At 68.3% G+C, this 14,354-nt stretch carries 16 protein-coding genes and 1 pseudogene; 12 read left to right on the forward strand and 5 right to left on the reverse strand.

What is annotated here, in order from left to right:
• The first annotated feature begins 53 nt into the window (after nucleotides 1-53).
• The 5 genes from V6S85_RS21385 to V6S85_RS21405 all read left to right on the forward strand — a co-directional run bounded on the left by V6S85_RS21385 (nucleotide 54) and on the right by V6S85_RS21405 (nucleotide 2,759).
• Nucleotides 54-455, forward strand: a complete 402-nt coding sequence (locus V6S85_RS21385) for a metallopeptidase family protein (RefSeq protein ID WP_116564113.1) — start codon at nucleotides 54-56, stop codon at nucleotides 453-455.
• Nucleotides 452-862 carry an SWIM zinc finger family protein gene (locus V6S85_RS21390; RefSeq protein WP_116564115.1) on the forward strand — a complete coding sequence of 137 codons (411 nt, stop codon included), beginning with the start codon at nucleotides 452-454 and terminating at the stop codon, nucleotides 860-862. The genes V6S85_RS21385 and V6S85_RS21390 overlap by 4 nt, the downstream gene beginning before the upstream one ends.
• Nucleotides 863-1,126: 264 nt before the next feature.
• Entirely contained in the window at nucleotides 1,127-1,318 is a 192-nt protein-coding gene (locus V6S85_RS21395) for a hypothetical protein (RefSeq protein ID WP_243410440.1), read from the forward strand.
• 27 nt (nucleotides 1,319-1,345) lie between these two features.
• Nucleotides 1,346-2,239 (forward strand): LysR substrate-binding domain-containing protein, encoded by an 894-nt coding sequence (locus V6S85_RS21400; RefSeq protein ID WP_116564117.1) that lies wholly within the window; start codon nucleotides 1,346-1,348, stop codon nucleotides 2,237-2,239.
• A gap of 34 nt (nucleotides 2,240-2,273) precedes the next feature.
• Nucleotides 2,274-2,759 carry a tetratricopeptide repeat protein gene (locus V6S85_RS21405; RefSeq protein WP_116564119.1) on the forward strand — a complete coding sequence of 162 codons (486 nt, stop codon included), beginning with the start codon at nucleotides 2,274-2,276 and terminating at the stop codon, nucleotides 2,757-2,759.
• Here the strand turns inward: V6S85_RS21405 and V6S85_RS21410 are convergent.
• Nucleotides 2,756-3,460 carry an SIR2 family NAD-dependent protein deacylase gene (locus V6S85_RS21410; protein WP_334350165.1) on the reverse strand — a complete coding sequence of 235 codons (705 nt, stop codon included), beginning with the start codon at nucleotides 3,458-3,460 and terminating at the stop codon, nucleotides 2,756-2,758. The two genes, V6S85_RS21405 and V6S85_RS21410, sit on opposite strands and share 4 nt — an antisense overlap.
• A gap of 167 nt (nucleotides 3,461-3,627) precedes the next feature.
• On the opposite strand from V6S85_RS21410, the gene V6S85_RS21415 reads away from it, so the two are divergent.
• The 3 genes from V6S85_RS21415 (at nucleotide 3,628) to V6S85_RS21425 (ending at nucleotide 6,195) form a co-directional block, all read left to right on the forward strand.
• Nucleotides 3,628-4,752: a ferritin-like domain-containing protein gene (locus V6S85_RS21415; protein WP_116489128.1), complete on the forward strand. Its 1,125-nt coding sequence runs from the start codon at nucleotides 3,628-3,630 to the stop codon at nucleotides 4,750-4,752.
• Nucleotides 4,753-5,101: 349 nt separating this feature from the next.
• Nucleotides 5,102-5,638 (forward strand): lipocalin family protein, encoded by a 537-nt coding sequence (locus V6S85_RS21420; RefSeq protein WP_334350166.1) that lies wholly within the window; start codon nucleotides 5,102-5,104, stop codon nucleotides 5,636-5,638.
• Between the two features lie 2 nt (nucleotides 5,639-5,640).
• Nucleotides 5,641-6,195 (forward strand): lipocalin family protein, encoded by a 555-nt coding sequence (locus V6S85_RS21425; RefSeq protein WP_334350167.1) that lies wholly within the window; start codon nucleotides 5,641-5,643, stop codon nucleotides 6,193-6,195.
• Nucleotides 6,196-6,199: 4 nt separating this feature from the next.
• Here the strand turns inward: V6S85_RS21425 and V6S85_RS21430 are convergent, their stop codons facing one another.
• Nucleotides 6,200-6,415, reverse strand: coding sequence for a hypothetical protein (locus tag V6S85_RS21430; protein WP_116564125.1), 216 nt, complete (start codon nucleotides 6,413-6,415; stop codon nucleotides 6,200-6,202).
• A 92-nt stretch (nucleotides 6,416-6,507) separates the two neighbouring features.
• Between V6S85_RS21430 and mmcB the strand changes: the two genes are divergently transcribed.
• The 3 genes from mmcB (at nucleotide 6,508) to V6S85_RS21445 (ending at nucleotide 9,839) form a co-directional block, all read left to right on the forward strand.
• The gene (gene mmcB, locus V6S85_RS21435) at nucleotides 6,508-6,981 is read left to right on the forward strand and encodes a DNA repair putative endonuclease MmcB (RefSeq protein WP_334350168.1); all 474 of its coding nucleotides are present in this window, start codon (nucleotides 6,508-6,510) and stop codon (nucleotides 6,979-6,981) included.
• 369 nt (nucleotides 6,982-7,350) lie between these two features.
• Entirely contained in the window at nucleotides 7,351-7,788 is a 438-nt protein-coding gene (locus V6S85_RS21440) for a hypothetical protein (protein WP_442885724.1), read from the forward strand.
• A 26-nt stretch (nucleotides 7,789-7,814) separates the two neighbouring features.
• The gene (locus V6S85_RS21445) at nucleotides 7,815-9,839 is read left to right on the forward strand and encodes a TonB-dependent receptor plug domain-containing protein (protein WP_334350170.1); all 2,025 of its coding nucleotides are present in this window, start codon (nucleotides 7,815-7,817) and stop codon (nucleotides 9,837-9,839) included.
• 161 nt (nucleotides 9,840-10,000) lie between these two features.
• Here the strand turns inward: V6S85_RS21445 and V6S85_RS21450 are convergent, their stop codons facing one another.
• Nucleotides 10,001-10,648, reverse strand: coding sequence for a hypothetical protein (locus V6S85_RS21450; protein ID WP_334350171.1), 648 nt, complete (start codon nucleotides 10,646-10,648; stop codon nucleotides 10,001-10,003).
• Nucleotides 10,649-10,803: 155 nt separating this feature from the next.
• On the reverse strand, nucleotides 10,804-12,987 hold the full coding sequence (locus tag V6S85_RS21455) for a 3-hydroxyacyl-CoA dehydrogenase NAD-binding domain-containing protein (protein ID WP_334350172.1): 2,184 nt from the start codon (nucleotides 12,985-12,987) through the stop codon (nucleotides 10,804-10,806).
• A 29-nt stretch (nucleotides 12,988-13,016) separates the two neighbouring features.
• Here V6S85_RS21455 and V6S85_RS26670 point away from each other — a divergent pair.
• Nucleotides 13,017-13,111 (forward strand): annotated as a pseudogene (locus V6S85_RS26670) (hypothetical protein); the annotation flags it as partial.
• Nucleotides 13,112-13,126: 15 nt separating this feature from the next.
• Here V6S85_RS26670 and V6S85_RS21460 read toward each other — a convergent pair.
• Entirely contained in the window at nucleotides 13,127-14,332 is a 1,206-nt protein-coding gene (locus V6S85_RS21460; protein ID WP_116569013.1) for an acetyl-CoA C-acetyltransferase, read from the reverse strand.
• Between the last annotated feature and the right edge of the window lie 22 nt (nucleotides 14,333-14,354).

Consider the following 14,354-nt stretch of genomic DNA (forward strand, 5'->3'; position numbering starts at 1 on the left):
GAGAGCGCGATCTGGCCCCTTCCCCCCGCGAGCAATCACGCTATTTCAGGTTCATGACCTGGACCGACCGCCTCGCCCCGTCGCTGGACGACTTCGCCGCCCTGGCCAAGGCCGCCTTCGACGGCCTGCCCGAAGAGTTTCGCCGCCTGACCGGCGACGTGGTCTTCCGCATCGACGACTTCGCCACCGACGAGGTGCTCGACAGCCTGGGCATCGAGGATCCGTTCGAACTGACCGGCCTCTACCAGGGCGTGGACCTGTCGCGCCGCTCGGTGCTGGACGTCGGGGCCCAGCCCTCGATGGTCTTCCTCTATCGCCGGCCGATCCTGGACGAATGGTGCGAACGCGGCGATGTGACCCTCGGCGCGCTGATCGAGCACGTGCTGGTCCACGAGATCGGCCACCATTTCGGCCTGTCGGACGACGACATCCACCGCATCGAGGACGAGGCATGAGCCTTTTCGACACCGAGACCTGGCGCGAGCGGATGGACGAGCGCTGGTTCGAAAGCGGCGTGGCCATCGCCGACAAGGGCGACGTCGCCCTGGTGTCGATCGAGGACGACGCGGTGACCGCCCACGTCACCGGCAGCGCCGGCGACCTCTATGTGGTCGAACTGCGCAGCCCCGCCGGCGAGGGCCGCTGCGACTGCCCGGGGTTCGAGAAGTTCGGCGCCTGCAAGCACCAGGCGGCCGTGGTCGTGGCGACCAACGCCCTGGACGAGCCGGGCCTGCAGGCGGTGCGCGATCGAATGTCGAGACTGCGCGACGGCCTGGCGCTGGACAGTCGCGAGGCGCTGGTCGAACGGCTGGTGGAGCTTGCCCGTCTCCATCCGAAAGTGCTCGCCACGCTAGAGGGCTGACCAGCGATACTCAAAAGATATGGAGCAATACTTTCCAGATATACCTGGAACACCGTCCATATTTTGCCTCAAAATTCGCCCAACGAACGGTGCGTAAATACACAATACCCCCCGTCGCGGGAGTTTGCGATTGAATATCACGGATTCTGCGCAATACTTCCCGCAGATTCGTCGGAGGTCGATGCAACACCGCTGACGACTGGTCAGCAGCGCTCCGTCTACCGGTGCGCGGCCCGGCCAGCCGCGTTGCGAGAGATTGCGTCAGTGTCCATACCGCCCCCCAAGGCCAGCAAGCCGGAGAACAAGGCCCTCGTGGTCGCGTTGTCCGTGCTGCAACTGGCGGTCGTGGTTCTGGTATGGTTGGCGGCCCTGATCCCGGCGGCGCTGGCGGCCCTGGCCGTGCTCCTCTGGAAAAGCGTCCGCCCGACCGTTCGGGGCAAGTTTCCGCCCGCCTGAGTTTCCGCCGAGTCCCGCGCCACACCCATGGAACTGCGCCACGTCCGCTATTTCGTCGCCCTCGCGGAAGAGCTGAACTTCACGCGGGCCGCCGCGCGCCTGGGCATCGGCCAGCCGCCGCTGAGCCAGCAGATCCGCGACCTGGAAAAGGAGATCGGCTACCCGCTGTTCCTGCGCCGGCCGCATGGGGCCGAGCTGACCGAGGCGGGGCGCGCCTTCCTGGCCGAAGCCCGGCTGCTCCTGGAACAGGCCGAACGGGCCAAGGAGGCCGCGCGCCGGGCCGGCGGCGGCCACGTGGGCGCGCTGCGGGTGGGATTCACCTCGTCGGCCAACTTCCATCCGGCGGTGACCGAGGCCTTCGCCGTCTTCCATTGGAAGTATCCCGACGCCAGCCTGATCGTCGAGGAGAGCCACTCGGCGCGCCTGGCCGAGCGCCTGCTGCATTCGGAGCTGGACGCGGCCTTCGTGCGCCCCGGCAACGTCGCGGCCGAGGGTCTGGACCTGCTGCCCCTGGGCGAAGAGCCGCTGATCCTGGCCCTGCCGGCCGGCCATCGCCTGGCCGCCCAGGCGCGCGTGCCGGTGGCGGCGCTGGCGGGCGAGCCGTTCGTGATCTTCTCGCAGGGGATCGGCCGCACGTTCCTGGGCCTGATCCGCGACGCCTGCGCCCAGGAGGGATTCGAGCCGACCATCGGCCAGGAGACGCCGCACATCGTGGCGATGATCAACATGGTCGCCGCCGGCCTGGGCGTGGCCATGGCCCCCGGCTCGATCGCCCAGCTGGCCGTGCGCGGGGTGGTCTACCGCCCGCTCGACGGCGCCGTGCCCAAGGTGCCGCTGGCCATCGCCACCCGCGCCGGCGACGCCTCGCCCCTGGTGCGCAACTTCCTGGCCCTGATCCCGCCGCCGGCGGTTGAGGACTAGGCTGGGACGATGCGGCCGTGCCATAGCTTGGCCGATGATCGAGACCGAAGCTTTGCTGCACATCGCCTTCGACGCCGAGGAGGCCGGAGACTACGCCCGGGCCCGCGAAGGCTATGCGCGCTGCGCCGAGCTGGGCGACATCACCGCCCTGACCAACCTGGCCTACCTGTACGACAACGGCCTGGGCGCCCCGCCCGACAAGGACGAGGCGATGCGCCTCTATCAACGGGCCTGGCGCCGCGCCCGGTGCACGATTTCCGCCAACAACATCGCCATCCTCTATCGCGAGCGCGGCGACCACCGCGCCATGGTCCGCTGGTTCGCGCGATGCGCGGCCGCTGGCGACGATTCCGCCTGCCTGCCCCTGGCCAAGTGCTATCTGGAGGGCGTCGGCGTGCGGCGTTCGATCGAGGCCGCCGTGCGCTGCCTGGCCAGGGTGCTGTCGTCCGACAAGGTCGACGAGGACGATGTCGAGCAGGCCGAGGCCCTGATGGACCAGTTCCGCCCGCGCCTGGCTTAAGACAGCGCCGCCTCCACCCAGGCCGGCACGACCTCGCCGGCCGGGCCGTAAAGCCGCTCGTCGAAGGCGCGGGCGTTGTCGGAGGGTTCGAGGTTGATCTCGCAGGTTCGGATCCCCATCCGCCGCGCCTCGGTGACGAAGCCGGCGGCCGGATAGACCGAGCCCGAGGTGCCGATCGCGACGAAGAGGTCGCTGTCCTCCAGGGCCTCGAAGATCTCGTCCATGAACAGCGGGACCTCGCCGAACCAAACCACGTGCGGTCGGGCCATGCCGCCCGCGCCGCAGGACCCGCAGACCGCCTCCCCGTCCAGCGGCCCGGGATCGGGGCGCACAGCCTCGCAGGCGTGGCAGCGGGTGACGGCCAGCTCGCCATGCATGTGGACGACGGCGGTAGACCCCGCCTTCTCGTGCAGGTCGTCGACGTTCTGGGTGCACAGGAAGAGCCGCCCGCCCCGCGCCGCCAGCTCGCGCTCCAGCCGCGCCAGGGCGAAGTGGGCGGGGTTGGGCGCGGCGGCGGCCAGGTTGGCCCGGCGGGCGTTGTAGAAGGCGCGCACCTTGGCCGGATCGCGGGCGAAGCCCTCGGGCGTGGCGACCTCGGCCAGGTCGTACTGCGTCCATACCCCGCCTTCGTCGCGGAAGGTGCCCAGGCCGCTCTCGGCGGAGACCCCCGCGCCCGTCAGCACAAAGACGTTCAACGCCATGGCGCGGTTTCCCATTCTGGTTCAAGCGGCTGCGGCAAAGGTGACGCCATCGTCATTTTTAATTTGACCGTACCGGAAGTTTGAGTGGACAGTGTTCACTCGAGGAGAGACCCGCGACAGACGGGCCCCGTCGAGCAGCCGAGAGGCCTACAGGAGAGGAGCCGACCGTGACGGACAAGAACATCACCAAGGACGCCATGTACGACGCGGTGGCGCCCGACGACTTCGAGTCCATGCTCGAGCTCGACCGGTACGGAAACCGCTCGAGCGCCTTCGACAAGATCATCTCGGCCACTCACGACCACTTCTGGGACCCGCTCGACAAGGCCTATATCGATTTCGACGAGCCGTTCGACATGGAGAACCAGCCGCTGGTTCCCGAGGACCTCGTCATCGCCCTGTCGACCGACTACGTCTCCAACCACCTCTCCGATCCCAAGCAGCGCACCCGCTTCATCAACCAGTCGGTGCTGCGCAGCTTCTCGTCGATCCTGCACGGCGAGCAGGGCGCGCTGAACCTGTCGGCCAGCCTGTGCCACGTGCTGAAGGACCAGGGCGCGCAGGAATACGCCGCCAACCAGACCCGTGAAGAGGCGCGCCACGTCACCGCCTTCGCCAAGTACATCAAGGCCCGCTGGGGCAAGCCGGTCGAGTGCGGCCCGGCCCTGAAGAGCCTGCTGGTCGAGATCATCGCCGCCCCCGAGGTCTACAAGAAGATCATCGGCATGCAGATGCTGGTCGAGGGCCTGGCCATGGGCGCCTTCGCCACCTTCTTCAAGGAAATCCACGACCCGCTCGGCAAGAAGCTGCTGCAGCTGGTGATGACCGACGAGGCCTTCCACCACAAGTTCGGGAAGATCTGGGCCGACCGCACGGTGCCCAAGCTGTCGCCGGAAGAGCATGCGATCATCGAGGACTGGGCGGCCCACTGCTTCCAGACCCTGCTGTTCAACCTGGTCTCGCCGCACCAGCAGTTGGACCTCTATCGCGAGTTCGGCCTGGATCCCGACAAGGTGGTCGAGGAGTACGGGCAGATCATGACCGACGACCTGCGTCGCGAGCACATGAAGGAGCAGACCAACATCTTCCGCGTGCTGGTGAAGACCCTGCTCAACGCCGGCATCATCACCGACCGCACCAAGGCGTTCTACGCCATGTATGTCGACCTGGAGGAACTGAAGGCCGAGGGCGACCGCATGGTCGGCGACGACATCGCCGAGGAAGGCATCCGCCACCTGCAGGCCATCAACTTCAAGGACCGCGCCGTCCCGGTGACCATCGCCGCGGAATAGGGCGAAGGAGCCCCTCTCTCTTCGAGAGAGGGAGGGGCCCGCCGCGCAGCGGTGGGAGGGTGAGAGGTTTCATTGCCGGCAGGCAAATCCCTCCTCTCCTCCACAGCGCTGAAGGCTGAGAGAGATCGACGATCCGGTTCGTGCGCCTGGTAGGCAGACCAGGATTACAGCGCCTCTTCCGGCATCTTTGTGACCTCTCACCCTCCCATGGCTTCGCCATGGGCCCCTCCCTCTCTCAAAGAGAGAGGGTTTGGGTCGTGGGAACACCGCAGCCTCCCCTTGCGTTTGCCTCCGTTCGGGGGATGAACTTGAGCAGGGCGCAAAGCCCGCCAAGCAGCAAGGTGTCGGAATGCGCGTAAGCCTGATCCTGTCCCTCGCGGCGTGCCTGGCCCTCCCCTCGCTCGCCCTCCCCTCGGCGGCCATGGCCGGCGCCCAGCCGCCGTCCAAGCCGGTGGCGGCGGCCTTCTATTCGGGCAAGTGGTACGAGATCGCCCGCACCCCAAATTCCGGCCAGCGCAACTGCGAGGCCCCCACAACCGAGTTCACGGCCAAGACCGCCGAAACCTTTTCGGTGCGCCAGGTCTGCCGCCGCGACAGCGCCAGCGGCAAGGCCAAGACCTTCAACACCAGCGGCAAGATCCTCGCCGGGTCCGAGAACGCCAAGTTCTCGATGAACTTCCTCGGCGGCCTGAAGAAGCAGGAATACTGGGTGCTCGACCACGCCGAAGACGCCTCGTGGGCGATCATGGCCACGCCCGGCGGCAACTTCGTCTGGCTGCTGTCGCGCAAGCCGGTGATGGACGAGACGGCCAAGGGCGCCGCCTTGGCCCGCGTGAAGGCTCTGGGCTACGAGAAGCTGGTCTTCCCGCAGCAGCCCGAGGCGTGAGGGTGGCCGCCATCCGCCTCGCCGTCGCCGGCGCCTGCGGCGTCGCCCTGCTGGCCCTGGCCGCCTGCGCCGGGGCCGGTCCGACCGGCAACCCTCGCCCGCCGCAGCCGGCCAAGCGCGTGGAGCTGAGCAAGTACCTGGGCCTGTGGTACGAGGCGGCCCGCTACGACTTCCGCTTCGAGAAGGGCTGCGACGGCGTCACCGCCGAATACTCACTGCGCCCCGACGGCCTGGTCGAGGTGCGCAACACCTGCCGCCAGGGCGGCCCCGAGGGCATCGAGAAGGTCAGCCTGGGCAAGGCCAAGGTGGTCGACAAGGCCACCGGCGCCAAGCTGAAGGTGTCGTTCTTCGGGCCGTTCTTCCTGGGCGACTACTGGGTGCTGGACCACGCCGACGACTACAGCTGGGCGATCGTCGGCGAGGGCTCGGGCCGCTATCTCTGGCTGCTGACCCGCGACAAGCCCACCCCCGGCCTGACCCAGAACCTCACCGACCGGGCCAAGGCCATGGGCTATGACGTCTCGCGCCTTAGGGTGACCAAGCACGCCCGCAAGTAGGCGCTCAGTCCTGGCGGCGCGCCTCGCCCGCTTGGGCCTCCAGCAACTGCGCGATGCGCTCCAGGTTGGCGTTGGTGCGGCGGGCCTCGACCAGCAACTCGTCCTGCGTCGCGATCGCCTTCTGCTGAGTCTTGCCGCCCTTGCGCATCATCACCGCGAATATGATCCAGACGACGATCAGCAGCAGGATGGGCAAGAGATTCAGGAAGACGTTCATCATGATGCACTCCACGCGCCGCCCCTCGCGGCGGCGGCAGAGTGACGCCTAAAGCCAAGCTTGCAACTCGAACGAAAAGGGAACAATCTGGCCCCATGGACGTCGTCGTTGACATCAGCCTCACCCCCGCGGCCATGGGGCGCCCGGAGACCACCCTGGCCGTCACCCGCGGCGCGGCAAGGCTGCTGGTCGACCTGGGCTATGCGCCGCTGGCCGAGGTGACCTTGCCCAACGGCCGCCGGGCCGACCTGATGGCGCTTGGCCCCAAGGGCGACATCGTCATCGTCGAGGTGAAGTCGGGGCTGGACGACTACCGCGTCGACCGCAAGTGGGGCGAGTACGCCCCCTATTGCGACGCCTTCCACTTCGCCGTCGCCCCGCAGTTCCCCGACGGGATCCTGCCGGAGGAGCCGGGCCTGATCGTCGCCGACGGCTTCGGCGGCGCGGTGGTGCGGGCGGCCCCCGTCACGCCGCTGGCGCCCGCTCGCCGCAAGGCCCTGACCCTGGCCTTCGCTCGCCTCGCCGCCCTGCGCGCAGCCGGCGTCGCCGCCGAGCGCCTTTCGATCTGAGAGGCGGCGATCTGAGAGGCGGCTATCCAGGACCCGGCGATCCGAAAATAAATCGCGGACTGCGACATTCTGTCCGAACACAACTCAAGATGACGCGCCGACAGGCATAGAGCTTGCCTGCCGCAAGGTCATGCGCAGACCTGAAGTTGTCTATCCGTCGACTACCCGACCAGTGCAAGATTTTGCATAACGCCGTCACATGGTCGGCGTTACGTCTTCTTTACATCCGCCGCGCCATCACCCCGCCCACAAGCCCAACAAAGGGCAGGGGATTTCAACAGAATGTCGAAAAAGAAACCCGTCGTGGCGCTGGCCGCGACGCTCCTCGCCGTCGCGCCGATCAGCGCCCATGCCGACGCCGCCAAGGACGTGCAGATCGCCGGCCGCGCGCTGACCTTCCTCGAGAACGGTCCCACCGGCAAGGCCGTGCTGGGCGTCGTGTTCGACCCGTCCAAGCCGGCCTCGGTCGCCGAGAAGAACGCCGTCATGGCCGCCATCGGCGGCGGCCTCAACACCGGCACGCTGACCCTGACGGCCAAGCCGGTCGAAGCCGGCGCCGTCTCGGGCGTGGGCGGCGTGGCCGCCCTCTACGTCACGACCGGCGTCAACGCCGGCCCCGTGGGCGCGGCCGCCAAGGCCAAGAAGATCATCACCATCGGCTCGGACGCGTCCTGCGCCGCCAGCGGCGCCTGCGTCATGAGCGTGTCGGCCGACCCGAAGGTCGAGATCATCGTCAACCGCGGCGCCGCCGCGGCCGTGGGCGCGGTCTTCAAGTCCGCCTTCCGCATGATGATCCGCGAAGTCTGATCCGCGCCAGCACAAGAGATATCCCGATGAAAAAGACTCTCCTGGCCGGCGCTTCCGCGGGCCTCCTCGTCGCCGCCGCCTCGGCCGCTCACGCCCAGTCGATCGACTACGGCTCGCTCGAGCAGCTGTTCAACGAACCGGTCACCACCAGCGCCACGGGCGCGCCGCAGCGCTCGACCGAAGCGCCGGTGGACATGACCATCATCTCGGCCGCCGACATCGAGCGCTCGGGCGCCGTCGACCTGCCGACCATCCTGTCGCGCGTGGCGGGCCTGGACGTGACGACCTGGGGCGCCGGCGCCGCCGACGTCAGCGTTCGCGGCTACAACCAGGCCATGTCGCCGCGCCTGCTGGTGCTGATCAACGGCCGCCAGGTCTATCTCGACCACTACGGCTACACCGCCTGGGCCACCCTGCCGGTGCAGCTGACGGAAATCCGCCAGATCGAGGTCGTGAAGGGCCCCAACAGCGCCCTCTTCGGCTTCAACGCCGTCAGCGGCGTGGTCAACATCATCACCGCCAACCCCAAGTTCGACCAGACCGGCGACATCACCGTGCGCGGCGGCTCGGCCCGCTACGGCGAGGTCTCCCTGGCCAAGTCGTTCAAGCTGGGCGAGCGCTTCAGCGCCCGCTTCTCGGCCGGCGCGGCCAAGTCGGACGAGTTCGACAACACCGTCGGCGTGGCCAAGAGCCAGCAGAACGAACCCTCGCGCGTGTCGGCCAACCTCGACACCGTCACCCAGCTGACCGACAAGGCCGAGCTGCGCATCGAGGGCTCGTACTCGAACGTCCAGGTCAGCGACATGCTGTCCAACTACGCCTACTCGCCCAGCAAGTACCTGACGGGCTCGCTGAAGGGCACGCTGACCGCCGAGACCAAGGTCGGCCAGCTGCAGCTCTCCGCCTACCAGAACGACCTGACCGCCAAGCACGTGATCCTCGGCCAGCAGGCGCGGTTCGAGAACAAGATCACGGTCGTCTCGGCCCAGGACCTGTTCAAGATCGGCGCGAAGCACACCATCCGTCTGGGCGGCGAATACCGCCACAACGAGGTCAACACCGCCCCGATCGGCGGCGCGGAGGTCAGCTACGACGTGCTGTCGGCCTCGGCGATGTGGAACTGGGCGATCACCGACAAGCTCGCCTTCACCGCCGCCGGCCGCTACGACAGCCTGGACCTGTCGCGCGAGGGCGCCTTCCCGGCCGGCTCGCCGCCGCTGGGCAACGGCTACTGGGACCGCAAGATCGAGGAGCCGTCGTGGAACCTCGGCCTCGTCTGGCGCGCCACCGACGCCGACACCTTCAAGGCCAGCGCCGCCCGCGGCGTGCAGGTGCCGACCCTCGTTGACCTGGGCGCCCTGCAGGCCCGCGTCAGCGTCGGCCCCTACACCCTGGGCCTGGCCGGCAACCCGACCCTGGAGCCGGCGATCGTCACCAACTACCAGCTGACCTACGAACGCGCCCTGCCCGCCCTCAAGGCCCAGGTCAGCGCCAAGGCCTTCGTGCAGAAGACGCAGGACGTGAAGGGCCAGCCGACCTCGGCCCAGATCGACGTGGCCCCCACGCCCGTCAGCCTGCCGGTGCTCAGCTATCGCAACATCGGCGAGAGCAAGATGACCGGCTTCGAGCTGGCCGCCTCGGGCGAACTGGCCGCCGGCTTCCGCTGGAACGCCGACTGGACCCACACCGAGGTCGACGACGAGCCGCTGGCCGGCTTCTCGCCGGTCCTGCGCTCGGCCGCCTTCGGCGCGACCACGCCGGAGAACCGCGGCAACGTGGCCCTGGGCTGGACCGGCGGTCCGTGGACGGCCGACGCCTTCGTCACCCTGGTCGGCGACCATCAGGCCTATGCCCTGTACGCCGTCGGCGCCAATCCGCGCCTGGTGGACATCGACGCCTATGCGGCGATCGGCGGCCGCGTGGCCCGCACCTTCGAGGGCGACGTCACCGTGGCCCTCAGCGGCCAGAACCTCGGCGACAGCCGCCAGCGCCAGAGCGCCGGCCTGGAAGTCGAGCGTCGCCTGTACCTGAGCGTCAGCAAGCGCTTCTAGGCGCGGGGTCTGGTTGAAACACGGAAAGGGCGGCTCGCGAGGGCCGCCCTTTTTCGTTCCCAAAGATCCTCGCCCTCAAGGGGGAGGTGTCGGCAAAGCCGACGGAGGAGGAAGTCGCTGATGGCCGTCCGCCTCCTCGAAAGCTGAAAACGTCCCCCCCCTCACCACTCGTCCTTTTTCTTCTTCATCAGGGCCAGCAGGCCCGGATAGGGCCCCTGCCCCGTGCGGTAGAGGCACCACTCGTCGTCCTTCTTGCAGGCGCCGTCGAAGAAGTCCTTCTTGGCCTGGTCGATCACCGCGTACATCGGCGCATCGCGCGACTTGACGCCCAGCTTGTCGTCGCAGGCGGCGCGTTCGGCCTTGGTCAGGCGGTAGAGGTCGGCGTGGTTGCAGCCCCCGCCTTCGCGGGCGGCGGTGCGCAGGTCATCCCCGCCAGGCGTGGGCGTTCCGCGCGACTTGAAGCCGGGCGGGGCCGTGGCGGCGCGGGGCGCGGGCGGCGCGGCCGGGGCCGGGCTCGGCGCGGGAGCGGTCGCGACCTGGGCCGGAGGCGGCGGCGGCGCGACGGCGCGGGCCGGCGGGGTCTTGGGCGCGGAAGGCGTCGGGACGGGCGCGGCGGGCGCCTCCACCCGGGGCGCCGGCGGCGGGGCCACGTCCACCAGGTCGACGATCAGGGTCTGCTCGACCAGCGGCGGCATCACCTTGATCCCCGCCAGCAGCCCCACGCCCAGCAGAACGTGCAGGCCGCTCGCCACGATCAGGGCGAGGGTGAAAGGCCTTTTCCGGCGAACTGTCGATCGCCTGCCGGCCATCCCAAATCCCTGCTTGCCGCGACCAACGCGCGACCGACGTCGAGGTAGTGGGGCGATGGGGCGCGGCGATGGCGGCATTGATGCGGCGGCGCAAAGAAAAAGGCCCGGCGTCGCCGCCGGGCCTCCTTATTTCGCCTGGAGGGCGAAAGCGAACCTTAAGCGGCCGCCTTCTCCTTCACGCCAAAGCGGCCGTAGAAGGTCTCGCCCTTGGCGGCCATCTCGCGCAGCAGGGCCGGCGGGGTGAAGCGCGAGCCGTAGGACGCCGCCAGCTGGTCGAGGGTCTCGACGAACTTGGCCACGCCCACGCCGTCGATCAGGCTGATCGGACCGCCGGTCCAGGGCGCGAAGCCCCAGCCCAGGATCGCGCCGACGTCGGCTTCGCGCGGATCGGTGATCACGCCTTCCTCGAAGCAACGCGCGGCCTCGACGGCCTGGCGGTACAGCAGGCGGGTGCGGATCTGTTCGATCAGCGCCTTGTCGGCGTCTTTCACCGTCACTTCGACGAGGTCCGACAGGCCCGGCCACAGGGTCTTGGGGCCGCTTTCCGGATAATCGTAGAAGCCCTTGCCGTTCTTGCGGCCGTAGCGGCCCAGGTCCTCGACCATCTTGGCGATGATCGCGGTGAACGGACGCTCCTCGTACTTGTCGCCGAGGTCCTTCTTCGTCTGGACGGCGATCTTGTGCGACAGGTCCAGCGCGACGTCGTCGTGCATTTCCAGCGGACCGCGCGGCATGCCGGTGGCCCGACCGACATTGTCGATGATCGCCGGCGCGATGCCGTCGCTGAGCAGCTCCATGCCTTCCTGCACGAAGGTGCCGAAGCAGCGCGAGGTGTAGAAGCCGCGGCTGTCGTTGACGACGATCGGGGTCTTCTTGATCTTCAGGACGTAGTCGATCGACTTGGCCAGGGCTTCCTGGCTGGTCTTCTCGCCCATGATGATCTCGACCAGGCCCATCTTGTCGACCGGCGAGAAGAAGTGGATGCCGATGAACGAGGCCGGACGCACCGAGGCTTCCGCCAGGCCCGTGATCGGCAGGGTCGAGGTGTTGGAGCCGAAGATGGCCGTGTCGGCCAGCTGGGCCTCGGCCTTCTTGGTCACGTCGGCCTTGATGTCGCGGTTCTCGAACACGGCCTCGATGACCAGGTCCGAACCCTTGACGTTCTCGTAGTCGGCGGTCGGGTGGATGAGCGCCAGGATGGCCTCGCCCTTCTCCTGGGTCAGCTTGCCGCGCGAGACGGCCTTCTTGACCAGGCCCTCGGCGTAGCCCTTGCCCTTGTCGGCGGCCTCTTGCGACTGGTCGATCAGGACGGTCTCGATGCCGGCCATGGCTTGGACGTAGGCGATGCCCGCGCCCATCATGCCGGCGCCCAGCACGGCGACCTTCTTGACGTCGTAGTGCGGCACGCCGTCCGGACGGCCCGCGCCCTTGCCCAGCTCTTGCAGGCTGAGGAACAGGGTGCGGATCATGCCCTTGGCCTGCGGCGTCATCAGGGTCTTGATGAAGTAGCGGGTCTCGATGCGGATCGCGGCGTCGAACGGAACCTGGAGGCCTTCATAGACGGCCTTCATGATGTTCTGCTGGGCCGGGTAGTTGCCGTAGGTGTTCTTGCGCAGCATGGCGTTGCCCATGATGAACACCTGGGCGCCGGTCGGGGTGTAGGGGCCGCCGCCGGGGATCTTGAAGTCCTTCTTGTCCCACGGCGCGACGGGGTCGCCCTTGGTCTTGATCCAGGTCTTGGCGGCCTCGACTTCCGTACCGGCCGGCACGACCTCATGCACGACCTTGAGGCCCAGGGCCTCGGCCGGCTTCATCGACTTGCCTTCCAGGAGGTACGGCGCGGCGGCCATCACGCCCATCAGGCGCGTCAGGCGCTGGGTGCCGCCGCCGCCCGGCAGCAGGCCGACCTTGGCTTCCGGCAGACCGAGTTGCAGCTTCGGCAGGTCGGCGACCACGCGGTAGTGGGTAGCCAGGACGAATTCCAGGCCGCCGCCGAGCGCCAGGCCGTTGATCGCCGCGGCGATCGGCTTGCCGCCGGTTTCCAGGGCGCGGAAGGCCTTGTTCAGCGCGAAGCCAGCGTCGAAAGCGGCTTGCAAGTCGCCACCGCCCAGGCCGCCTTCGCCGCCCAGTTCACCCAGGTCAGCGCCGGCGCAGAAGCCGGTGGTCTTGCCCGAGGTAATGACCGCGCCCTTGATCGCCGCGTCGGTCTTGATGCGCTCGACCAGCTCGCCGACTTCCTTGATCACCGAGGCGGTCAGGGTGTTCATCGAACGGCCGGGGACGTCGAAGGTGACCAGGGCGATGCCGTCGCCGTCGACCTCGATCTTGAAGTTTTCCATGTGGACTAGTCCTTCAGAATTTGGGTCGTCATCCCGGCCGTAGCGAAGCGGAGAGCCGGGACCCAGGTGAACCGCAGTGCGCCGGCCCCTGGGTCCCGGATCGGCCTACGGCCGTCGGGGATGACGATCTGTGCTTGGATCAGACGCGTTCGATGACCGTGGCGGTGCCCATGCCGGCGCCGACGCACAGGGTGATCAGGGCGGTTTCCTTGTCGGAGCGTTCCAGCTCGTCGACCATCGTGCCCAGGATCATCGCGCCGGTGGCGCCCAGCGGGTGGCCCATGGCGATGGCGCCGCCGTTGACGTTCATCTTGTCGTGCGGGATGTCCAGCGCCTGCATCATGCGCAGGACGACGGCCGCGAAGGCTTCGTTCAGCTCGTAGAGGTCGATGTCGGCGACTTCCATGCCGAGCTTCTTGAGCAGCTTCTCGGTGACCAGCGAGGGGCCCGTCAGCATGATCGACGGCTCCGAACCGATCGAGGCCATGCCCTTGATGCGGGCGCGGGCCTTGAGGCCGAGCGCGTCGCCCATCTCCTTGGTGCCGATCAGCACGCCGGCGGCGCCGTCGACGATGCCCGAGCTGTTGCCCGCGTGGTGCACGTGGGTCATGCGCTCGACCTGCGGGTAGCGCTGGGTAGCGACCGCGTCGAAGGCCATCTCGCCCATGCCCGTGAACGAGGCGTTCAGCGAGGCCAGGGTCTGCATGGTGGTCGAGGCGCGGACGGTCTCGTCGTGGCTCAGGATGTTGAGGCCCAGCTGGTCCTTCACCGGCACCACCGACTTGGCGAACCGGCCCTCGGCCCACGACTGGGCGGCGCGGCGCTGGCTCTCGACGGCGTAGGCGTCGACGTCGTCGCGCGAGAAGCCGTAGAGGGTGGCGATCAGGTCGGCCGACACGCCCTGCGGCATGAAGTAGGTCTTGAAGGCCGACGACGGGTCGGTCGGCCAGGCGCCGCCGTCGCTGCCCATCGGCACGCGGCTCATGCTCTCGACGCCGCCGCCGATGGTCAGGTCGGCTTCACCCGAGATGACCTTGGCCGCGGCCATGTTCACGGCTTCCAGGCCCGAGGCGCAGAAGCGGTTGATCTGCACGCCGGCGACGTTCTCGGCGTAGTCGGCCGTCAGCACCGCGGTGCGGGCGATGTCCGAACCCTGCTCGCCCACCGGGGCCACGCAGCCCAGGACGACGTCGTCGACCTTGGAGGTGTCCAGGCCGTTGCGGTCGCGGATGGCTTCCAGCACCTGGCTGGCCAGCGACAGGGCGGTGATCTCGTGCAGAGAGCCGTCCTTCTTGCCCTTGCCGCGCGGGGTGCGCACGGCGTCGAAGATGTAAGCGTCGGCCATTGAATGGCTCCTTCCTGCGATC

It is taken from the genome of Caulobacter sp. CCNWLW153, from assembly GCF_036889365.1.
GTDB classification, from domain to species: domain Bacteria; phylum Pseudomonadota; class Alphaproteobacteria; order Caulobacterales; family Caulobacteraceae; genus Caulobacter; species Caulobacter radicis.